We start from the raw sequence: 20,126 nt of genomic DNA on the forward strand, positions 1-20,126 counted from the left end.
ACGAAACGCTCCTGACCCTGGGCTCCTGCGTTCGCAGGAGAACACCGTGGGGTGCTCAGCCTAGACCGACGCCTCGACCCGAGGATCGGGCACGTCCAGCGTCGCACACGTCCCGACCGCCGCGTTCTCGATCGTCACCGTCCCGCGCAGCTGCCGCGCGAGGCTGCCGATCATCCGCATCCCGAGGCTTTTGCGCGACGCCGCCTTCAGGTCGAAGTCCGCCGGCAACCCGCCGCCTTCGTCGGATACCGTCAGCACGATCCGCCCGTCGGCGCTCCGCACCGTGACCAGGATCGCGCCGCCGTCGTCGCCATAGGCATATTTGATCGCGTTGGTGACCAGCTCGGTGACGAGCAACCCCATCGGGATCGCGACGTCCGCGCTGATCAGGATCGCCTCGATATCGCAGTCGATCCGGTGGTTGAGCGACTGCTCGCCCAGCCCCGATGCGATCCCGCAGACGAGGTCGTTCAGCGCGACGATGCCGACCTGATCGCCGCGCCACAACTGGTCATGCGTCTGCGCGATCGCCGTGATCCGCGCCTGCGCGTCGCCGAGCAGCCGGCGGATCCGCGGATCGTCATCCTCCTGCATCTGGAGATTGAGCATCGCCGACACCAAAGCGAGGCTGTTCTTCACCCGGTGGCTCGCCTCGCGGGTGAGCAGTTCCTGATGCTCCATCGCTTCGCTCAGCCGCTGCTCGGCCTGCTGCCGCTCGATCGCCACGCCGATGAGGTTCGCAAACCCCTGCATGAACGCGAAATCGGCGGGCTCGAACTGACCCTCGTCGGGGCTGTCGACCTCGAGCACGCCGAAGCGCTTGCCCGACGTCTCGACCAGCACGTTGATCGCGCGCCGGATATTGTGCCGCGCCATGAACTCGGGAGTCCGGAAACGCTGTTCGTTCTCCAGATGGTTCGAGATCACCGGCTGCCCGGTCTCCAGCGCAAACCCCGCCGGCGATCCGAGATCGGTCCGCATCTCGGTCGACCCGACCACCCCCGGCTCCCAGCCGATGCCGGCACGCACCAGCAGCGTGTCCTGCTCGGGGCGATATTCGAGAAACTTGCAGTATTTCGACCGCATCCCCTCGCCGCACAGTTCGGTCGCACGCTGCAACATCGGCTGCAGATCCCGCGCACGCAAAGCCTCGATCCCGAAATCGGCGAGGATCGACTGCTGGCGAAGACGATATTCGAGTTCGCCTGCGCCAGGGGGCTGATCGCCGCCGGGAGATTGTTCGATAACCGTCATACTCACTCGATGTTACTGGCAATAAGTCTCGTCACGCCTGCCGCATCCAGCAGGCTCAATCGCCCACCCTGAAATCGCGGATCATGCGTAACTTCCGCGATTGCCCATTCAGGGCTGACGATTGATGTCAACGCGGCCGCGTCGTCCTGCTCGATCTCGGCGAGTTCGAGCCCGGCGAGCGCTCCTTCGAACAGGTCGATGCCGAAGTCCGCACCCACCGGATACCAGCGTTTCCTCAACGATCGTGCCGGCAGTTTCGCCAGCAGGTGATACTCGTCCCGATCGAGATACGTCGTGACCGTCGGCCTGCTCAGTACATCCGCAACGTCGTATTTCTTGCCGATCTTCAGGACCACACGCCCCGACACGCTATCGGTCATGGCGCGCAGCCTCAGCCGCGTACCCTCGATGTACCGGTCCTCGATCAGGATATACGGCGCGTCGGTCAGATCGGGCCGACGCGCAGGATCGACGAGAAACCGGCGCTCACGCTCGACATGCGCGTATTTGTGAGCGACCAGTTCCTCGTCGAGCCCCCGCAACATCAGGTCAGCGCGTCAGCTTCTTATAGGACAGCGCGGTAGGACGATCCGCCGCATCGCCCAGACGGCGGCGCTTGTCCTCTTCGTAGGATTCGAAATTGCCCTCGAACCATTCGACATGGCTGTTGCCCTCGAACGCCAGGATGTGCGTGGCGAGACGATCCAGGAAGAAGCGATCGTGGCTGATCACTACCGCGCACCCTGCGAAATTCTCGATCGCTTCCTCGAGCGCGCCCAAGGTCTCGACATCGAGATCGTTGGTGGGCTCGTCGAGCAGCAGCACGTTGCCGCCGCGCTTCAACATCTTGGCGATGTTGACGCGGTTGCGCTCGCCGCCCGACAGCTTGCCGACGTTCTTCTGCTGGTCCTGGCCCTTGAAGTTGAACGCCCCGACATAGGCGCGCGTCGACTGGTCGAACCCGTTGACCTTCATCGAGTCGAGGCCGTCGGAAATCTCCTCCCAGACGTTCTTCTTGTCGTCGAGATGATCGCGGCTCTGGTCGACATAGCCGAGCCGCACGGTCGAACCCTTGTCGATCGTGCCGCTGTCCGGCGTCTCCTGCCCAGTGATCAGCTTGAACAGCGTCGACTTGCCGGCGCCGTTGGGACCGATGACGCCAACGATACCGCCCGCGGGCAGCGTGAACGAGAGGTTCTCGAACAGCAGTTTGTCGCCGTAAGCCTTGGAGACGTTCTCGAGTTCGATGACCTTGCCGCCGAGACGCTCGGGCACCTGGATGACGATCTGCGCCTTGCCCGGCGAGCGGTTTTCCTGTGCGGAGACGAGGCGTTCGAAGTTGGCGATACGCGCCTTGGACTTGGTCTGGCGTGCCTTGGCACCCTGGCGGATCCATTCGAGCTCGTTCTTGATCGCGGTCTGACGACCGGATTCCTCGCGATCCTCCTGCTCGAGGCGCTTGGCCTTCTTCTCGAGATAGGTGGAGTAATTGCCCTCGTACGGGAAATACTTGCCACGATCGAGCTCGAGGACCCAGCCGACGACGTTGTCGAGGAAATAGCGGTCATGGGTGATCATCAGCACCGCGCCGGCATAATCCTTCAGGTGGTTCTCCAGCCACTGGACGCTTTCGGCGTCGAGATGGTTGGTGGGCTCGTCGAGCAGCAGGATCCCCGGCTTCTGGATCAGCAGGCGGGTCAGCGCGACGCGGCGCTTCTCACCACCCGACAGCTTGTCTACCGGCCAGTCGCCCGGCGGGCAGCGCAGCGCTTCCATCGCGACCTCGAGCTGGTTGTCGAGCGTCCAGCCGTCGACCGCATCGATCTTTTCCTGGAGCGTGCCCATCTCTTCGAGCAGCGCGTCGAAGTCGGTGTCGTCCTGGGGATCGCCCATCTCGGCCGAAATCGCGTTGAAACGGTCGACCATGTCCGCAACGCCGCGCGCGCCGTCTTTGACGTTCTCCAGCACGGTCTTCGAGGCGTCGAGCTGCGGCTCCTGCTCCAGATAGCCGACCGTGACGTTCTCGCCCGGCCAGGCCTCGCCGGTATAATCCTTGTCGATGCCGGCCATGATCTTGATCAGCGTCGACTTGCCCGCACCGTTGGGGCCGACGATGCCGATCTTGGCGCCATGATAGAATTGCAGGTTGATGTTCGACAGCACCGGCTTGGGCGCGCCGGGGAAGGTCTTCGTCATGTCCTTCATGACATAGGCATATTGGCCGGCCACGGGGGTCTCCGTTCGGGTGTTCGTGAGGGCGGGATTGATCTGCGCATGTAAGGGCAGGCGCGAAGGTTGGCAACGCGCGCGCTCGGACCTAACGGTGGGTCGACACCAAGGGGAATAGCCGATGACGCGTATCGCACCATTTCTGGCGGCCTGTGCCGTCATCACCGCCGTTCCCGTCGTGGCGCAGCGCGCCGCCGCCCCGGCAACCGCGGTCGACGCCAAGGTCGCAGCACTCCGTGACAAGGCGCTGACCGACGACACCGCGTACAAGATCGTCGAGGGGATCACGACCGAGGTCGGCCCGCGGATGACGGGCACCGAGGCGGCACCAAGGGCGCGCGCCTGGTCGGTGGCGAAGCTGAAGGCGCTGGGGTTCAAGAACGTCCGGGTCGAGCCATACCAGCTGCCGGTCTGGTCGCGCGGCGCGGAGAGCGGGGAACTGGTCGCACCCTATGCGCAGAAGCTACATCTGGTCGGCCTCGGCAATTCGGGCGCGACGCCGCCGGGCGGACTGACCCTGCCGATCGTGTATTTCGCGACGTACAACGACCTGGCGCTCGCTCCTGATAGCAGCCTGAAGGGCAAGATCGCCTTCGTGTCGAACGCGATGCAGCCGACCCAGGACGGATCGAGCTATGGATCGCAGGGCACCGCGCGCTTCGTCGGGCCTAACGTCGCCGCCAAGAAGGGCGCGGCGGCGATCGTCATCCGGTCGATCGGCACCGATCACGGCCGCGGGCCGCACGCGGGCAACACCAATTTCGACGCGGGCGTGACGCCGATTCCCGCCGCCGCGCTGTCGGTCGCGGACGCCGAGCATGTCGAGCGGCTGGTGAAGCTCGGCAAGCCGGTGACGCTTAAGCTGGTGCTTGAAGACAAGCAGGTCGGGATGCGCGAATCGGGCAACGTCGTCGCCGAAGTCCCGGGCACCGATCCCAAGGCGGGCATCGTGCTGGTCGGCGGCCATCTCGACAGCTGGGATCTCGGCACCGGTGCGATCGACGACGGCGCGGGCATCGCGATCACAGCGGCGGCCGCTAAGATCGTCATGGACGGCGGCCAGCGCCCGCGTCGCACGATCCGCGTCGTCTGGTTCGGCGACGAGGAGAGCGGCGGCTTCGGCGGGGCCGCCTACGCCAAGGCGCACGCCGGCGAACGTCACGCCACCGCTGCCGAATCGGATTTCGGTGCGGATCGCGTCTGGCGGTTCGAGAGCAGCTTACCCGACGCCGCCAAGCCCATCGAGGATCGCCTGGCGGTCGCACTCGCCCCGCTCGGGATCATTCGCGGGGCCGGCGCCCCCCACGGCGGCACCGACGTCGGACCGACAATCGCCACGGGGGTCGCTGGCATCGACCTCAACCAGTCGGGCCTGCGCTACTTCGATTACCACCACACGCCGGAGGACACGCTGGATCTGATCGACCCCGAACAGCTTCGCCAGAACGTCGCGGCCTGGACCACGGTGATCGCCACGGTGGCCAATGCGCCTGAGGAAATCGGGTCAATTGTGCCCCAGAAGTGACGAATTGCATGAACCAATCTGTCATCGTTCTGCCGCAAACCTTGCGGACAGATGAATTTAGCGGATTGACCCCCCGCCGGGTGCCGCTATTTGACGTGACTTCGCGACGGCAATCGGGTCGGCCGCGAGTGAAACTATGCTTGGGAGCATTCGAATGAAGAAGATCGTTCTGATCGCTGCTGCCGCCGGCCTGATGTCCGTCGCAGCATGCAGCAAGTCGCCAGAAGCAGCCGCAGTCGAGAACAACGCGGACATGCTGGCTGACAACATGGAAATGCAGGCTGACAACATGGACGCGCTGGCGGACAACACCTCGAACGCAGTCGCTACCGACGTGCTCGAGAACGCTGCAGACAACATGAACGCAGCTGCCGACAACGTCCGTGACGCTGCCGACGAGAAGACCGACAACATGAACTAAGACCCTGTCGGGCGTTCGCGCTCGATAGAGTATTAGTGTCGGAAAGGGCGTTCCTTCGGGGGCGCCCTTTTTCTTTGTGTCTTTTGCTTTGCAGATGCTTGCGCTAACGCAGGCGCCGGTGGGGCCTGTAGCTCAACGGTTAGAGCTGGCCGCTCATAACGGCTAGGTTGCGGGTTCGATTCCTGCCGGGCCCACCAATTTTTCTCGCCGGACGACACATGGCTCTTTCGCTCGCTGCGACGTGTGGACGTGGCGATGGGCGCATCCTGCGTGAGGCCCTCCGCGATCCGAGACCCGTCCCTCGCCGCATCGGCTGGATGTGACGCCAGAAGCTTCAGGATCGCGTGGCCCGACGACGCCGGCGACTCATGTCAGAAGGTCGGCGCCAGACTGGCTTGCCACCTATTTGCGGCCAAAGAGTTTTTCCACATCGTAGAGGCTGATCTTCACCCAGGTGGGACGGCCGTGGTTGCATTGGCCGGAATGGGGGGTGACTTCCATTTCGCGGAGGAGCGCGTTCATTTCGGGGACCGACAGGATTCGGCCGGCGCGGACGGAGCCGTGGCAGGCCATCGTGCCGGCTACGGCGTCGAGGCGTTCCTTTAGGGAGAGGGCTTCGTCGAAGGCGGCGAGTTCGTCGGCCAGGTCGGTGACGAGGCCTTTGGGGTCGCTTTGACCGAGCAGGGCTGGGGTTGCGCGGACCAGCATGGCGTGGGGGCCGAAGCGTTCGAGGTCTAGGCCGAACTCGGACAGTTCCTCGGCGCGGGATTCGAGGCGGTCGCAGGCGGATTCGTCGAGTTCGACGACTTCGGGGATCAGGAGGGCCTGGCTCGCGATGGTGCCGCCGATCAGGGCCGCGCGCATGCGTTCGAGGACGAGGCGCTCGTGGGCGGCGTGCTGGTCGACCAGGACAAGGCCGTCTTCGGCTTCGGCTACTATGTAGGTCTTGGCGACCTGGCCTCTGGCTACGCCCATGGGGAAGGCTGCGGTTTGCGGCGGAGGTGTCCAGGCGGGTTCTGCGCGCGCCTGCGGGGGTGACGCGAAGAAGGTTGGGCGAGAGTCGTTTACCGCGCCGTAGCTTCTGTTTTCCAGGGGGAGTCTCTGGGGCGTGCCCTCACCTTCCCATCCGCTTTGCGGACGGGCCCCTTCCTCTCCCCCGGGGGGAGAGGAGATGTTTTCCGGTTGCCACATGGCGAGCGCGGAGTCGCTGGCGCGTTGGCTGCGGTGGCCGGCTGCGTCCAGGGCGCGGCGGAGGCCAGAGACTATGAGGCCTCTGACCATCGCGGGGTCGCGGAAGCGGACTTCGGTCTTGGCAGGGTGGACGTTGACGTCGACCTGGTCGGTGGGGATGTCGAGGAACAGCGCGACGACGGCGTGGCGGTCGCGCGGGAGCATCTCGGCATAGGCGCCGCGGATCGCGCCCATCAGCAGGCGGTCCTTCACCGGGCGGCCGTTAACGAAGAGATACTGGTGATCGGCGATGCCGCGATTGTAAGTGGGGAGGCTGGCGACGCCGCCCAGCACCAGACCTTCGCGCTCCAAGTCGATCGCGACCGAATTGTCGGCGAGCGCGCGGTCGGTGAGCGTCGCTACCCTGCCCGGCCGATCCTCGACCTGCATCGCCGACAGCGCGCGGCGGCCGTCATGCTCCAGCGTAAAGCCGATGTCGGGACGCGCCATCGCGAGCCGGCGGACGACGTCGAGGCACGCGGCGTATTCGGCGCGCGGGGAGCGGAGGAACTTGCGGCGGGCGGGGACGCGCGCGAACAGGTCCTCGACGACGACGCGCGTGCCGGGCGGGAGGGCTGCGGGGCCTTCGCGCTCGACGCGGCCATTGTCGACGGTCCGCGCCCAGCCTTCGGCGCCGCGGATCCGGCTTTCGATCGTCAGCGTTGCGACGCTCGCGATCGAGGGCAACGCCTCGCCGCGAAAACCGAGCGTCACGACCGATTCGATAAACTCGTCGGGCAGCTTCGAGGTCGCGTGCCGTTCGAGCGCTAAGGCCATGTCGGCGGGAGTCATCCCGCAGCCATCGTCGGCCACCTCGATCCGCGAAGTCCCGCCCTCAACGAGGAGAATCGCTATGCGTCCTGCCCCCGCGTCGATGGCGTTTTCGACTAACTCCTTCAACGCGCTGGCGGGTCTTTCCACCACTTCACCGGCGGCGATACGATTGACCAGATGCTCGGGGAGACGCCGTATTGACATGGGTTTGCGTCTAGACCAAGCGACGGCATCCCGCGACCCGCAAACGCAAGCACCCGGTGAGTTAAACACCGGCGGGCCACGCGAGATTTTTGTGCGATGGGCTGCCCGTCCGGCGGCCAAGGATTACGGGACCCTGATTGAATGGCCTTCTACTCGCGTTTCTTCAAGTTCATGTCGCACGACATGGCGATCGACCTCGGCACCGCGAACACCGTCGTCTACGTCCGTGGCCGCGGCATCGTCCTGAACGAGCCGTCGGTGGTCGCGGTCGAGACGATCAACGGCATCAAGCGCGTCAAGGCGGTCGGTGACGACGCCAAGATGATGATGGGCAAGACGCCGGGTAACATCGAGGCGATCCGCCCCTTACGCGACGGCGTGATCGCCGACATCGACGTCGCCGAGCAGATGATCAAGTATTTCATCCAGAAGGTCCACGGCCCGCGCAAGTTCGCGCGCTGGCCCGAGATCGTAATCTGCGTGCCGTCGGGTTCCACCAAGGTCGAGCGCCGCGCGATCCGCGATGCCGCGTCGAACGCGGGCGCGTCGCAGGTCTGGCTGATCGAGGAGCCGATGGCGGCGGCGATCGGCGCGGACATGCCGGTGACCGAGCCGATCGGCTCGATGGTCGTCGACATCGGCGGCGGCACGACCGAAGTCGCGGTGCTGTCGCTGCGCGGTCTCGCCTACACGACGTCGGTGCGGGTCGGCGGCGACAAGATGGACGAGGCGATCGTCAGCTATGTGCGCCGCAACCATAACCTGCTGATCGGCGAAGCGACGGCGGAGCGGATCAAGAAGGAGGTCGGTATCGCCAAGCCGCCGGTCGACGGCATCGGCATGATCATCCAGATCAAGGGCCGCGATCTCGTCAACGGCGTGCCCAAGGAGATCCAGATCAACCAGGGCCAGATCGCCGAAGCACTGAGCGAGCCGGTCGCGACGATCGTCGAGGGCGTTCGTGTCGCGCTCGAGAACACCGCGCCGGAACTGGCCGCGGATATCGTCGACCAGGGCATCGTGCTGACCGGTGGCGGCGCGCTGCTCCAGGGTCTGGACGAAGTGCTGCGTGACGAGACCGGGCTGCCGGTGACGGTCGCCGAGGACCCGCTGACCTGCGTCGCGCTCGGCACCGGTCGCGCGCTCGAGGATCCGTTGTTCCGCGGCGTGCTGATGAGCGGCTAAGAGTTTGTTTTTGCTTTAAGACACGCGGACACGAAATCGCGTCGTCCGAGTCGCAGGGGTAGTTCCCCCTGCACTTCGGCGGCGCCCGAGACAGGGGGACAGGCGCATGGCGCCAGCCCGCGACCGGCGCACGGGGTTTTCCCGGCGTCGGCAATATGGTGTGTTCATGGGCTATGTGCTCGCCGTCGCTGGTGCGGTGGTGGGCCTGGTGCTGCTCGTCGCTTCGATGTTCAATCCGCCCGCCTTTTCCGCGCTGCGGATGGGTGTCGCGGGCGTGACGACGCCGGTGTCGACGGGGCTCGCCACGGTCGGCTCGTCGATCTCGGGCATTCCCGATGCGATCGGCAACTACTTCTTCGTGAAGCAGGAGAACGTCGCGTTGCGCGCTGATCGCGAGCGGACGCGGGCGCTGCTGATGCGCGCGCGGACGATCGCGTATGACAATCGCCGGTTGCGCAGCCTGCTCGCGATCCGCGAACGCTCGACCACGCCGGTGGTGACCGCGCGGCTGGTGAGTTCGAGCGCGTCGAGCGGGCGGCGCTATGCGTTGCTCAATGCGGGCCGCTGGAACGGCGTGCTGCCCGGCATGCCGGTGCGCGGCCCCGATGGGCTGATCGGGCGCGTGGTCGAGACCGGCCCCAACGCGGCGCGCATACTGTTGCTGAGCGACGGCGACAGCATCGTGCCGGTCCGCCGCACGCGTGACGGCATGCCGGCGATCGCGGCGGGGCGCGGCGACGGGATGATCGACATCCGCTCGGTCAACGCGACCAACGTCCGGTTCAATGCGGGCGACCTGTTCGTGACGACGGGTACCGGGGGGATCTACGCGCCCGGCGTGCCCGTCGCGCGCGTCACCAAGGCGGGGTCGGACTCGGTGATGGCGCGCGCGTTCGCCGATCCCGACACGCTCGACTTCGCGCTGGTCGAGCGGATGTTCATGCCCGTGCCCCCGCCTCGCCCGGTGACCCAGCAATGATGCCGCCGCGCCTGGTCGACAGCGTCGACTACAAGCCGTTCGAGACCAAGATTCCCGCTGGCCGGTCGCGCGCGATCCCCTGGGCGACCGTAATTGCCGGGTCGCTGGTCACGATCATCCCGGTGGTCGCGACGATCCCGCTGCTCCCGCCGTTCGGGTTCGTCATGCTGCTCGCGTGGCGGTTGCTCGCACGGTTCGCGTTCAAGCCGTGGGCCGCAGCCCCGCTCGGCTTCTTCGACGACCTCGTCAGCGGCCAGCCGCTCGGCAGCGCGGTGCTGATGTGGTCGCTCGCGTTCGTCGCGATCGACATGATCGAACAGCGGCTCGCGTTTCGTGATTATTGGCAGGACTGGCTGATCGCCGGCGGGCTGATCGCGGCATGCATCCTTGCCGGCCGCTTCATCGCAGTGCCGGTCGGCGCGCATGTCGACACTATCCTTATCGCGCAGATCGCGGTCACGATCCTCATGTTCCCGCTGGCGGCCCGCATCGTCGCGGCGATCCAGAACAAGCGCGGCGCCGAATGAGGAATACCCCGCGGATCGTCACCGAGATGTCGCAGGCGTACAGCTTCTCGCGGCGCGCGTGGATGCTGGGCGCGGCGCAAGGCGGCGTCGGGCTGCTGCTCGCGGGCCGGATGGCGTGGCTGTCGATCGCGCAGAACGAACGCTATACGATGTTGTCGGAGAGCAACCGCGTCAACATGACGCTGTTGCCGCCGCGCCGCGGCTGGATCGTCGACCGCCACGGCGTGCCGATCGCCAACAACCGTACCGATTTCCGCGTCGACATCATCCCCGACCGCCTGCGCGACAAGGAGCGCGTGCTGCCGCTGCTCGGCCGCATCCTCCAGTTGCCGCCCGAGGAAGTCGAGCGGATCGCGATCGATCTCGAACACGCCGCCGGGTTCCAGCCGGTCCAGGTCGCGGAGAATCTCGACTGGGAGCGGTTCGCCGCGGTCAGCGTCCGCCTGCCCGAGCTGCCCGGCGTCGCGCCGACGCGCGGGTTCGCGCGCAGTTATCCGGCGGGCGCGGCGGTCGCGCACCTCACCGGCTATGTCGGCGTGCCCAACGCCGAACAGTACAAAAAGACACGCGATCCGTTGCTCGTCACGCCAGGCTTCAAGCTCGGCAAGGACGGGCTCGAGAAGATGCTAGAGGCCGAACTCCGCGGCGTCGCCGGCGCCAAGCGGGTCGAGGTCACCGCGCGCGGCAAGCTGGTCGCCGAACTCGCGACCAAGCCCGACGTCCCCGGCAAGACCGCACGGCTGACGATCGACGCGGGGCTTCAGGAATACGCTGCAAGGCGGCTTGGCACCAACTCCGGATCGGTCGTCGTGCTCGACACCCGCACCGGCGAGATGCTCGCGATGGTGTCGATGCCTGCCTATGATCCGAACAGCTTTTCGGACGGGATCAGCCATCTCGAATGGCAGATGCTGAGCGACGACGATCACGTGCCGCTAATGAACAAGGTCACGCAGGGGCTGTATCCGCCGGGGTCGACCGTCAAGCCGATGAACGGCCTTGCGCTGATGAACGCCGGCGTCGATCCGATGACCCGCGTCAATTGTTCCGGCGCGATGCGGCTCGGGACCAGCGTGTTCCACTGCCACAAGAAAAGCGGCCACGGTCCGCTCGATCTCAAGAACGCGATCATGCAGAGCTGCGACATCTATTTCTACGAGATGGCGCGGCGGGTCGGCTACAACGCAATCGCGCCGATCGCGCGCACGCTCGGCCTAGGCCAGAAGTTCGATCTGCCCTTCTCGACGCAGCGCTACGGCACGGTGCCCGATCCGGCGTGGAAGCTGAAGAAGTACAAGCACGATTGGACGGTCGCGGATTCGCTCAACGCGTCGATCGGCCAGGGCTATGTGCTGGCCAACCCGTTGCAGCTCGCGGTGATGGCCGCGCGCTTGGCGTCCGGACGCGCATTGCAGCCAAGCATCCTCGCTGCCCAAGTCCACCGCGACTCCCCTGCCCTCGCGATCGATTCCGAGCATCTCGCGCGCGTCCGCGACGCGATGTTCGGGGTGATCAACCAGGGCGGCACCGGCGGCGCGGCGAAACTGCTGATCCCCGGCGTCGCGATCGCGGGCAAGACCGGCACCGCGCAGGTCCGCCGCATCACGATGGCCGAACGGCGCTCGGGCGTGCTGAAGAACGGGCAGCTGCCGTTCAAGATGCGCGACCACGCGCTGTTCATCGGTTTCGCGCCTGCCGATAACCCGCGTTATGCGCTCGCGGTGGTGCTCGAGCATAACGGCCACACGGTGCGCAATCTCGACACGCCGATGATCGGCCGCGACATCATGACCTACATGCTCGACCGGGAGCGTGCGTTGAAGTCGCTCGCCGAGGTCGAACCGACCTGGGGCGGCGATATCCGCACGCGCATGGCGGCGACAGCGGAGGCGTACCGCAAGGCGCAGTCCGCACCGCCCGCCGCGATCGCCACCAAGACCGACGCGATCGTGCCGAGCGACGCGCCTGCGGTCGCCAACGCCACCGACATGGCCAACGCCACGCAGGAAGCGCTCACCGCGCCCGGCGCGACGGTGGCCGAGGATGATTCAAGGGACCGCCAGCCGTGACCCCAACCGAGCGCAAGCGATGAACCGTATCGTCCCCGAACCGCTCGCCAAGCTGCCGTGGCTCGTGATCCTGCTGGTGGTCGCGATCGGCTGTTTCGGCCAGGTCGTGCTGTATTCGGCAGCAGGCGGCTCGCTGCACCCCTGGGCATTGTCGCAGGGCATCCGCTTCTTCGTGCTGCTGGCCGGCGCGATCGGCCTCTCCTACGTGCCCGAGGGCGTCTGGAAGGCGGGATCGCTGCCGACCTATGCGATCCTCGTCGTCTCGTTGCTCGCGGTGGAACTGCTGGGGAAAGTCTCGGGTGGATCGCAACGCTGGCTAGACCTCGGTTTCATCCGCCTGCAGCCGTCCGAGTTCATGAAGCCGGCGATCGTGCTCGCCTGCGCCAAATTCTACGACATGCTGCCCCCCAACGAAACGCGACGGTTCGGCGCGGTCTGGCCGGCGGCGATGCTGATCGGCGTGCCCGCGGCGCTGGTGATGCTTCAGCCCGATCTCGGCACCGCGCTGATGATCTGTGCGGGCGGCGCGACAGTGATGTTCCTCGCGGGCATCCCGCTTCGGCTTTTCGTCGGCGGCGCGATCGGCGCGGCCGTGGCGATCCCACTCGCGATCAACTTCGCGCTGCACGACTATCAGCGCAACCGCATCCTGATCTTCCTCGACCCCGAGAGCGATCCGCTCGGTACCGGCTATCACATCAGCCAGTCGAAGATCGCGATCGGTTCGGGCGGGATCTGGGGCAAGGGCTTCCTCCAGGGCACGCAGAGCCACCTGGACTACCTCCCCGAGGGGCATACCGACTTCGTCTTCGCGACGATGGCGGAGGAATGGGGCCTGGTCGGCGGCTGCCTGCTGATCCTCGCCTTCCTGCTGGTGATCCGCTGGGGCATCGAGGTCGGTCAGCGTGCGCAGACCCGCTTCGGCCGGCTGACCGCCGCCGGGCTGTCGACGACGATCTTCTTTTACGTCGCGATCAACCTGATGATGGTGATGGGCCTCGCCCCCGTCGTCGGCATCCCGCTGCCGCTGGTGAGCTTTGGCAGCTCGGCGCAGATGACCGTGTTGCTGTGCCTCGGCATCTTGATGTCGATCGATCGCCAGAACCGCAAGACGGTCGGCTGGTGAGGCGAAAAACCGACTTAATTCGCGAAAAAGCGACACGATCGACGAAAACGGACTCGGATCGACGAAAAGGGGGTTGCGGCCCCCGATGAGTCTGCTAACAGCGCGCCTCCAGCAGCGGGGCGCCACACCAGGGCGCCACTCAAAACCGCCCTGGAATGGACGCATAGCTCAGTTGGTAGAGCAGCTGACTCTTAATCAGCGGGTCCTTGGTTCGAGCCCAAGTGCGTCCACCATTTCTTTTTAATTGACAGACACCTGACTCCACTTCATTCACTAGCGTGAGTTGGAATGGGCTCGCACCGCGATTAGTTGGCGATCGTGACCGGAGCCTTCTCTCTTGGCTGCGGCGTCACCTGATTTGCGCTCGGCATCCCGTCAGCCTGCTCCCCAGGCTGCTCAGCCGCTGGACATTCGGCAGCGCTTTTATCCAGCCACGCTGCGCCCTAGCGGCCTATCTCGGCTTTCAGATAACGTAGAACATGGCCGGCCCGCACCGACAGCGGCCATTCGGATCGGTGGATCAACCACAGCGTGTCCACGACCGCGACGCCTTCGACGACACGGATGTGCAACGCCTTGTCGAACGCCTGACGGGCGTAACGCGGGAGTACGGTGAAGCCCAGTCCGCGCGCGACCGGCTCGAGGATCAGGCTGATCTGGTTGCTGAAGCCGCGCACGGGCAAGCGACGCACGCCCGGATTGCCGTCGAACCGCCGCGACAGCAGACGGGTCGCCATCGCCTGGCCGTCGGGGTGATCGATGAACCCGATCCGCTCCAGATCGTGCCAGTCGCGAACCGTCTCGCCTGCGGGAACGATGAGTTCGAGCGGTTCTTCGAGGAACGGCGTCGCCGTCAGGCGCGGGTCTTCGCTACGCGTGGTAGCAATACCCAGCTCGGAACGATTGGACGCGACCGCATCGATGACCTCGCTGTCCGGCGCGAAACGATGGCGGATTACCAGACCGGGCTCGGCGCGTTGCAGATCGAGTAACAGCGGATAGAGCAGCAATCCTACGCTACCCGGCGTGACGAGATCGAGCGCGCCGCGCAACGCATCGGTATCCGCCAACCTCGCCGCCAGCCGCTTGTCCGCGGCTTCCAGTTCGCGTGCATACTCGAGCAGCGCGAGGCCGGCAGGGGTCCACTCCAGCCGGCGCGAGCGACGGATCACGATGGCACCGAGCCGGGTTTCGAGCTGGCCGACATGCTGGCTGACCGCAGCCTGGGTCAGATCGAGGACCGCGGCCGCGCGCGTGAAGCTGCCGGCCTCGGCGAGCGCGACGGCACTACGGATCCAGAGCGGGTTCAGCATAACCATCATTTATAGATGCCATAAGGACACGCTGGTTTCGCTAATAATCGGCTGCCTCCATCTGGTTCGGACAGCAAGAGGACACGTGATGGTCGCCCCCTACCCCCGCAGTTTTTCGCATATCGGCCTGTCGGTCACCGATCTCGACCAAGCCGTGACGTTCTACACCGGCGTGCTCGGCTGGTATCTGATCATGCCGCCGACGACGGTTGCCGAGGACGACAGCGCGATCGGCGTGATGTGCACCGATGTGTTCGGCGCTGGCTGGGGATCGTTCAGGATCGCGCATCTTTCGACGGGCGACCGCGTCGGCGTGGAGATGTTCGAGTTCCGGAACGCCGAGAAGCGCGAGAATAACTTCGAATATTGGAAATCGGGCATCTTTCACTTCTGCGTGCAGGACCCCGACGTCGAAGGTCTCGCCGCCAAAATCGTCGCGGCGGGCGGCAAGCAGCGCATGCCGGTGCGCGAATACTTCCCGGGCGAGAAGCCGTTCCGAATGGTCTATATGGAGGATCCGTTCGGCAACATCCTCGAACTCTATAGCCATAGCTATGAGCTGACCTACTCGGCCGGTGCCTATTCCTGACCGGCGGCCCGCCCTCTTTCACGACGAGAGACACGTTTATGGCAGCGCTTTTTACGCCCTTCACGCTGAAGGACGTCACCCTTCGCAACCGCATCGGCATTCCGCCCATGTGCCAGTATAGCGCCGTCAACGGCGTCACCACCGACTGGCACCTCGCGCACTACACCGGCATGGCGCGGGGCGGCGCGGGGCTGGTGATCGTCGAGGCTACCGCGGTGTCGCCGGAGGGTCGGATCACGCCTGGTTGCACAGGGTTGTGGAACGACGACCAGGTGCCGGGCATGGCGGCGATTGCCAAGGCGATCAAGACGGCGGGCGCGGTCGCGGGCATCCAGATCGGTCATGCCGGCCGCAAGGCGAGCGCCAACAAGCCCTGGGAAGGCGACGACCATATCGCGAACGACGCTCCTGGCGGCTGGCAGACGATTTCGCCATCCGCGATCGCGTTCGGGGGTGGCTTGCCGAAGGTCCCGACCGAGATGTCGCTCGACGATATCGCGCGCGTAAAGGCGGACTTCGTGTCCGCGGCCGAGCGCGCGCGCGACGCCGGGTTCGAATGGCTCGAACTGCATTTCGCGCATGGCTATCTCGCGCAGAGCTTTTTCTCCGTCCACGCCAATACGCGCACCGACCAATATGGCGGCAGCGCGGAGAACCGCAGCCGCTTCCTGCTCGAGACATTGCAGGCGGTGCGTGCGGTGTGGCCGGAAAACCTGCCGCTCACCGCGCGGTTCGGCGTGCTCGAGTTCGACGGGCGCGATGAGGAGACGATGGCCGAAGCGATCGCCCTCGTCCGTCGGTTCAAGGACAATGGCCTCGATTTCCTGAGCGTCAGCATGGGCTTTTCGACACCCGACGCGAACATTCCGTGGGGCCCTGCCTTCATGGCGCCGATCGCTGCGCGCGTCCGTGCTGAAACCGGGCTGCCGGTCGGCACGGCATGGGGCATGGACATCCCCGCCGACGCAGAGCGGTCGATCGTCGATGGTCAGCTCGACATACCGATGATGGCGCGCGCTCATCTCGCCGATCCGCATTATCCGTTCCGCGTCGCGCGCGAACTGGGGGTGCCAAAGGCGTCGTCGGTATTGCCCGATCAATACGCCTATTGGCTGGCACGCTATCCGGGACCGCAAAACGGCGACCCGATCGATTAACTCCGTTCACCGGGATCAAGGACAAGACGCATGAGCGACATCATCTGGCCGGCGGGATACGTGCCCGGCTTCACCGACAATTTCTGTTCCAACGAGATGATCGTCACCGGCCTGACCGCTGCCGACATCTGGCCGTTCCTCAACATCCCGACGCGCTGGCCGACCTATTATCCGAATTCGGCCGATGTACGGTTCCATGACGGCAAGGGCCCCGAGCTCGAGGCGGACGTACGCTTCTTCTTCTCGACGTTCGGCTTTCCAGTCGAAGCGCAGGTCGTCGAGCATGTCGCGCCGGTCGTCGGCCAGCCCGCACGCGTGGCCTGGCACGGCTGGTCCGGCGAAGGCGTGGATCGCCTCGACGTCCACCATGCATGGCTGATCGAGGACCTGTCGGGTGGCCGCGTGCGTATCCTGACGCAGGAGACCCAGAACGGTGCGCCGGCAAAGGAACTCGCAAAGGCGAACCCCAACCCGATGATCAACGGCCATCAGGACTGGCTTGTCGGGCTGGTCGCCGCGGTTCGCGGCGTCACCGGCTGAGCCTGTCAGAAAGATATCGGCGTCGGGATGCTTCCTGGCGCAGATGCGAGCTTGATGGGCACGTTGCGTCGGATACCAACGCTGCATAACGAAGTATTGAGGAACGAGAGATGGTCAGGCGCATGCATGTGACGCTACGGGCGTTGGGCGCAGCAGCGGCGACGTTCGCGCTTGTCGCAGGGGCGCAGCCGGTCGTGGCACGAACCACCACGTCGCTCGCCGCGGTGCCCGCCCAACGCAGCTGCGCATCGCTGGCCGATTTGAATGTGTCGACCATGGATACGGGCAAGGTAACGATTGCCGCCGCAACCGTTACCACCACCACCGCCGGACAATTCTGCCAAGTCCGCGGCACGATCGCCCCAGCGCCCAGCTCGGCGATCAATTTTCAGGTTCATTTGCCGCTGACCAAATGGACGCAGCGCTATGTACAGGTCGGCTGCGGCGGCCTTTGCGGGAACGTCAACGTCGCGATCGACAACGCCAGCGGCTGCGCGCCTGCGCTGAACGGCGAATTCGTCGTCGCCGCCAACGACATGGGCGCAAAAGTACCGGAGGGCGGCCCAATGGGCAGCTTCGCGACCGATCCTGAGAAGCGCATCGATTTCGCCTACCGCGGCAACCACGTCACGGCGCTCGTCGCGAAGTCGCTCATCCGCGCCTTCTACGGCCGACAGCAACGCTACGCCTACTTCACCGGTTGCTCGGACGGCGGGCGCGAAGGATTGATGGAAGCGCAGCGTTACCCCGACGATTTCGACGACGTGTCCGCAGGCGCGCCTGCAATGAACTTCCAGGTACAAAACAGCTTCTACCATGCATGGATGGCGTCGGCGAACCTCGACGCGGCGGGCAAGCCAATCCTGCTCGCCGCCAAGATACCGGTGCTTCATGCTGCGGTGCTGGCGCATTGCGACGCGATGGATGGGCTGAAGGACGGGCTGCTGTCGGATCCCCGCGCCTGCCGGGTGGATACCGATTGGGTTGCCTGCAAGCCCGGCGCCACTGCTACCGATGCCTGCCTGACCGCGCGCGAAGCGGCGATCGTCCGTCGCATCTATGACGGCCCACGCGCGCCGGATGGTCGCAGCTTTCTTATTGGCGGTCCGCAGCCCGGGTCCGAGCTGCAATGGGACTTTATTCCTGCCAGTGCGACCGATCGGTCGATGAGCGCGATGCTGGGCGCAGCGATGCGGCGCTACATGATCTTCCCGCAATCGCCTGCCCCCAATGCACTGGTCGACGACTTCTCGTTCGATGCCAGGACCTTTGCCGAGGTGACGAAGCTGCACGGACTGAACGATGCCACCAATCCAGATCTGCGTCCCTTCGCGCGCCACGGTGGGCGGATGATCTTGTGGCATGGCTGGTCGGACACCTCGATTTCCCCGATGACATCGATCGCGTATTACAAAGCGGTGCAGCAGTTGATGGGCGCGCGGTCCGCAGATGCCACGCTGCGATTGTTCATGCTTCCCGGCACGGGCCATTGCGGCGGTGGTGACGGCTTTGCGCAGGTCGATACGCTGACTCCGCTGATGGCATGGGTCGAAGCTGGTCATGCGCCGGCGCAGTTGACCGCCGACAAAGTGGCGGACCTTGCCAAAGGTCCCCGGGGCGGGTTGCCAGGGGCCGACCAGTCGGGGAAGCAGTTACCGCTCCCCAGCCCCGCGGCCACCGCCCTGGCCAGACGCACGATCTACCCCTTCCCCGCCATCCCGCGCCCGGGACGCAGCGGTAACGTTGCGGGGAAAAGCGTCGTCATCGAACAGCCCGAGATCGACTGGTACGGTGCCGACCTGTTTCGACCGGGGTTTCAGCGCGCTTACAGCGTTCGCGATAATGCGCTCGTCGCCGACCGCTGAATTGGCAAAACGGATACGCGAGACGCTTCGTGGACGGCGTTGAGGTCGCATCGATCATCAAGATATCGATGCATCTGCTCGTCATCATATATACCGAGCCGTTTATCGGCATGCTGAACGCCACACGTGCCTAACGATCGGAGCTCATAACAATGCAGCGAAACGTCCTTGTCGCCCTGTCGATCGTAGCGCTGGTTGGCTCTACCTCGGCTTGGGCCGTCGGAGATATTCCCGTCCGAATGAAGCCCAAGCAGGTGGCAAGCTTCTACCGGTCGATCCGGCCCCTGCTCGTTTCCGATGGCGTACCGTGTCCGCTGAACCAGCACCCCGTGTCGGGCATCATTACCGGAGGCGCGTCCCCGCAAGGCGGCAGCCAGCAAACCGTCCTGACGTTCGACAAGGGCGCGAAGGTTACCGTGTCACGCACGTGGAACCGCTCGTTAACGGGCACCCCCGCGACGATAGAAATCGTCTGTTCGCTGTGAAGGCCGACCGAATGGCCACCGAGACGAGCCGCATTGAGACCGGCGTATGATATGCGGCCGGCACCTTCTTGGGAACGGCTCGCATCCACTCTAGCAGGACGCGTCGGGCACATGATCGTGCCTGCAGGGGTTGCTCGCCGATGCCGAAGACCAGTGCCAGGGACACCGACGCGATCGCGACCGAGGGCAGCGGGTCCTACACGACGCGCCGGATGAGTTCGGCCACCGGGCTTGCACTGCCGATCCGCGACACGCCGCAGTCGGTCAGCGTCGTTACCGCCAGCAGATCATGATCTCGCCAATGGCTGGCATTTCCAGGCGGCGTACAACCGCTCGTCCAACGCCCGCGGCGGCTATGACCTTGCCGCCTATTACGGTGCGCCCGATCGCGACGGCATCGGCGTCCACATCAACCCGAGCTATTCGCACGCCGACGCCACGCAGGATCGCGAGGCCGTCTCGCTTCCGAAGCGCGCCCAGCCCCTACCCAAGACGCAACCGGAAAAGGCGGGCGCAACGCTGACACTGGTCGTGCCCGTCGAATTTCTTTCGCTGATATCGAGCAGGTTACACGCATGGGTCAGTCCGTCCGCCGCTCGGAAGATCCAGAACAGTCTGCCGCACGACAACGACCGATAAGCTCGCCATCAGCTG

The 20,126-nt window shown here is 65.3% G+C and carries 19 protein-coding genes and 2 tRNA genes; 16 read left to right on the forward strand and 5 right to left on the reverse strand.

Annotated features, from left to right (window positions below; all coding sequences use genetic code 11):
- Positions 1-60: 60 nt before the first annotated feature.
- Genes IFR23_RS12720 through ettA form a run of 3 tightly spaced genes read right to left on the reverse strand, consistent with a single transcriptional unit; the run spans position 61 to position 3,483 of the window.
- Positions 61-1,254: a sensor histidine kinase gene (locus IFR23_RS12720; RefSeq protein WP_192976231.1), complete on the reverse strand. Its 1,194-nt coding sequence runs from the start codon at positions 1,252-1,254 to the stop codon at positions 61-63.
- A 2-nt stretch (positions 1,255-1,256) separates the two neighbouring features.
- Positions 1,257-1,799, reverse strand: a complete 543-nt coding sequence (locus tag IFR23_RS12725) for a hypothetical protein (protein WP_192976232.1) — start codon at positions 1,797-1,799, stop codon at positions 1,257-1,259.
- Positions 1,800-1,803: 4 nt separating this feature from the next.
- A complete protein-coding gene (ettA, locus tag IFR23_RS12730; RefSeq protein WP_056050793.1) occupies positions 1,804-3,483 on the reverse strand; it encodes an energy-dependent translational throttle protein EttA in 1,680 nt (559 codons plus the stop codon).
- A gap of 121 nt (positions 3,484-3,604) precedes the next feature.
- Here ettA and IFR23_RS12735 point away from each other — a divergent pair, with 121 nt between their 5' ends.
- The 3 genes from IFR23_RS12735 (at position 3,605) to IFR23_RS12745 (ending at position 5,626) form a co-directional block, all read left to right on the forward strand.
- Positions 3,605-5,008: a M20/M25/M40 family metallo-hydrolase gene (locus IFR23_RS12735; RefSeq protein WP_192976233.1), complete on the forward strand. Its 1,404-nt coding sequence runs from the start codon at positions 3,605-3,607 to the stop codon at positions 5,006-5,008.
- A 154-nt stretch (positions 5,009-5,162) separates the two neighbouring features.
- On the forward strand, positions 5,163-5,429 hold the full coding sequence (locus IFR23_RS12740) for a hypothetical protein (protein ID WP_107963659.1): 267 nt from the start codon (positions 5,163-5,165) through the stop codon (positions 5,427-5,429).
- A 121-nt stretch (positions 5,430-5,550) separates the two neighbouring features.
- Positions 5,551-5,626: transfer RNA gene (locus IFR23_RS12745), tRNA-Ile, on the forward strand.
- Positions 5,627-5,831: 205 nt separating this feature from the next.
- Here the strand turns inward: IFR23_RS12745 and mutL are convergent.
- Entirely contained in the window at positions 5,832-7,637 is a 1,806-nt protein-coding gene (gene mutL, locus IFR23_RS12750) for a DNA mismatch repair endonuclease MutL (protein WP_192976234.1), read from the reverse strand.
- Between the two features lie 141 nt (positions 7,638-7,778).
- Between mutL and IFR23_RS12755 the strand changes: the two genes are divergently transcribed.
- The 6 genes from IFR23_RS12755 (at position 7,779) to IFR23_RS12780 (ending at position 13,756) form a co-directional block, all read left to right on the forward strand.
- Positions 7,779-8,822: a rod shape-determining protein gene (locus tag IFR23_RS12755; protein WP_055878614.1), complete on the forward strand. Its 1,044-nt coding sequence runs from the start codon at positions 7,779-7,781 to the stop codon at positions 8,820-8,822.
- Between the two features lie 106 nt (positions 8,823-8,928).
- Complete coding sequence (gene mreC, locus IFR23_RS12760; protein ID WP_192976235.1) at positions 8,929-9,801, forward strand: rod shape-determining protein MreC; 873 nt, start codon at positions 8,929-8,931, stop codon at positions 9,799-9,801.
- A complete protein-coding gene (mreD, locus tag IFR23_RS12765; RefSeq protein WP_342344952.1) occupies positions 9,798-10,328 on the forward strand; it encodes a rod shape-determining protein MreD in 531 nt (176 codons plus the stop codon). Before mreC ends, mreD begins: the two co-directional genes overlap by 4 nt.
- Positions 10,325-12,397 (forward strand): penicillin-binding protein 2, encoded by a 2,073-nt coding sequence (gene mrdA, locus IFR23_RS12770; protein ID WP_192976236.1) that lies wholly within the window; start codon positions 10,325-10,327, stop codon positions 12,395-12,397. Before mreD ends, mrdA begins: the two co-directional genes overlap by 4 nt.
- A 19-nt stretch (positions 12,398-12,416) precedes the next feature.
- A complete protein-coding gene (rodA, locus tag IFR23_RS12775) occupies positions 12,417-13,523 on the forward strand; it encodes a rod shape-determining protein RodA (protein WP_192976237.1) in 1,107 nt (368 codons plus the stop codon).
- A 157-nt stretch (positions 13,524-13,680) separates the two neighbouring features.
- Positions 13,681-13,756 (forward strand) — tRNA-Lys (locus IFR23_RS12780).
- 210 nt (positions 13,757-13,966) lie between these two features.
- On the opposite strand, the gene IFR23_RS12785 is transcribed toward IFR23_RS12780, so the two are convergent.
- Complete coding sequence (locus IFR23_RS12785) at positions 13,967-14,845, reverse strand: LysR family transcriptional regulator (RefSeq protein ID WP_197978419.1); 879 nt, start codon at positions 14,843-14,845, stop codon at positions 13,967-13,969.
- Between the two features lie 79 nt (positions 14,846-14,924).
- Between IFR23_RS12785 and IFR23_RS12790 the strand changes: the two genes are divergently transcribed.
- From IFR23_RS12790 to IFR23_RS12820, 7 genes are all read left to right on the forward strand, one after another.
- Positions 14,925-15,425 (forward strand): lactoylglutathione lyase family protein, encoded by a 501-nt coding sequence (locus IFR23_RS12790; RefSeq protein WP_192976238.1) that lies wholly within the window; start codon positions 14,925-14,927, stop codon positions 15,423-15,425.
- A gap of 38 nt (positions 15,426-15,463) precedes the next feature.
- Entirely contained in the window at positions 15,464-16,582 is a 1,119-nt protein-coding gene (locus tag IFR23_RS12795; RefSeq protein WP_192976239.1) for an NADH:flavin oxidoreductase/NADH oxidase, read from the forward strand.
- Between the two features lie 30 nt (positions 16,583-16,612).
- Entirely contained in the window at positions 16,613-17,122 is a 510-nt protein-coding gene (locus IFR23_RS12800) for an SRPBCC domain-containing protein (protein ID WP_192976240.1), read from the forward strand.
- Positions 17,123-17,232: 110 nt separating this feature from the next.
- Positions 17,233-18,987, forward strand: coding sequence for a tannase/feruloyl esterase family alpha/beta hydrolase (locus IFR23_RS12805; RefSeq protein WP_192976241.1), 1,755 nt, complete (start codon positions 17,233-17,235; stop codon positions 18,985-18,987).
- 239 nt (positions 18,988-19,226) lie between these two features.
- Positions 19,227-19,472 (forward strand): hypothetical protein, encoded by a 246-nt coding sequence (locus tag IFR23_RS12810; RefSeq protein WP_192976242.1) that lies wholly within the window; start codon positions 19,227-19,229, stop codon positions 19,470-19,472.
- A gap of 140 nt (positions 19,473-19,612) precedes the next feature.
- On the forward strand, positions 19,613-19,765 hold the full coding sequence (locus IFR23_RS12815) for a hypothetical protein (protein WP_192976288.1): 153 nt from the start codon (positions 19,613-19,615) through the stop codon (positions 19,763-19,765).
- Positions 19,704-20,111, forward strand: a complete 408-nt coding sequence (locus IFR23_RS12820) for a hypothetical protein (protein WP_192976243.1) — start codon at positions 19,704-19,706, stop codon at positions 20,109-20,111. The genes IFR23_RS12815 and IFR23_RS12820 overlap by 62 nt, the downstream gene beginning before the upstream one ends.
- The last annotated feature ends 15 nt before the right edge of the window (positions 20,112-20,126 follow it).

This window comes from Sphingomonas sp. CFBP 13603, from assembly GCF_014892665.1.
Lineage (GTDB): Bacteria > Pseudomonadota > Alphaproteobacteria > Sphingomonadales > Sphingomonadaceae > Sphingomonas.

Coding starts and splice junctions, on each gene's coding strand:
- IFR23_RS12720 (WP_192976231.1), bottom strand. CDS start 1,254: ATGACGGTTATCGAACAATCTCCCGGCGGCGATCAGCCCCCTGGCGCA.
- IFR23_RS12725 (WP_192976232.1), bottom strand. CDS start 1,799: ATGTTGCGGGGGCTCGACGAGGAACTGGTCGCTCACAAATACGCGCAT.
- IFR23_RS12735 (WP_192976233.1), top strand. CDS start 3,605: ATGACGCGTATCGCACCATTTCTGGCGGCCTGTGCCGTCATCACCGCC.
- IFR23_RS12740 (WP_107963659.1), top strand. CDS start 5,163: ATGAAGAAGATCGTTCTGATCGCTGCTGCCGCCGGCCTGATGTCCGTC.
- mutL (WP_192976234.1), bottom strand. CDS start 7,637: ATGTCAATACGGCGTCTCCCCGAGCATCTGGTCAATCGTATCGCCGCC.
- IFR23_RS12755 (WP_055878614.1), top strand. CDS start 7,779: ATGGCCTTCTACTCGCGTTTCTTCAAGTTCATGTCGCACGACATGGCG.
- mreC (WP_192976235.1), top strand. CDS start 8,929: ATGGCGCCAGCCCGCGACCGGCGCACGGGGTTTTCCCGGCGTCGGCAA.
- mreD (WP_342344952.1), top strand. CDS start 9,798: ATGATGCCGCCGCGCCTGGTCGACAGCGTCGACTACAAGCCGTTCGAG.
- mrdA (WP_192976236.1), top strand. CDS start 10,325: ATGAGGAATACCCCGCGGATCGTCACCGAGATGTCGCAGGCGTACAGC.
- rodA (WP_192976237.1), top strand. CDS start 12,417: ATGAACCGTATCGTCCCCGAACCGCTCGCCAAGCTGCCGTGGCTCGTG.
- IFR23_RS12785 (WP_197978419.1), bottom strand. CDS start 14,845: ATGATGGTTATGCTGAACCCGCTCTGGATCCGTAGTGCCGTCGCGCTC.
- IFR23_RS12790 (WP_192976238.1), top strand. CDS start 14,925: ATGGTCGCCCCCTACCCCCGCAGTTTTTCGCATATCGGCCTGTCGGTC.
- IFR23_RS12795 (WP_192976239.1), top strand. CDS start 15,464: ATGGCAGCGCTTTTTACGCCCTTCACGCTGAAGGACGTCACCCTTCGC.
- IFR23_RS12800 (WP_192976240.1), top strand. CDS start 16,613: ATGAGCGACATCATCTGGCCGGCGGGATACGTGCCCGGCTTCACCGAC.
- IFR23_RS12805 (WP_192976241.1), top strand. CDS start 17,233: ATGGTCAGGCGCATGCATGTGACGCTACGGGCGTTGGGCGCAGCAGCG.
- IFR23_RS12810 (WP_192976242.1), top strand. CDS start 19,227: ATGAAGCCCAAGCAGGTGGCAAGCTTCTACCGGTCGATCCGGCCCCTG.
- IFR23_RS12815 (WP_192976288.1), top strand. CDS start 19,613: ATGCCGAAGACCAGTGCCAGGGACACCGACGCGATCGCGACCGAGGGC.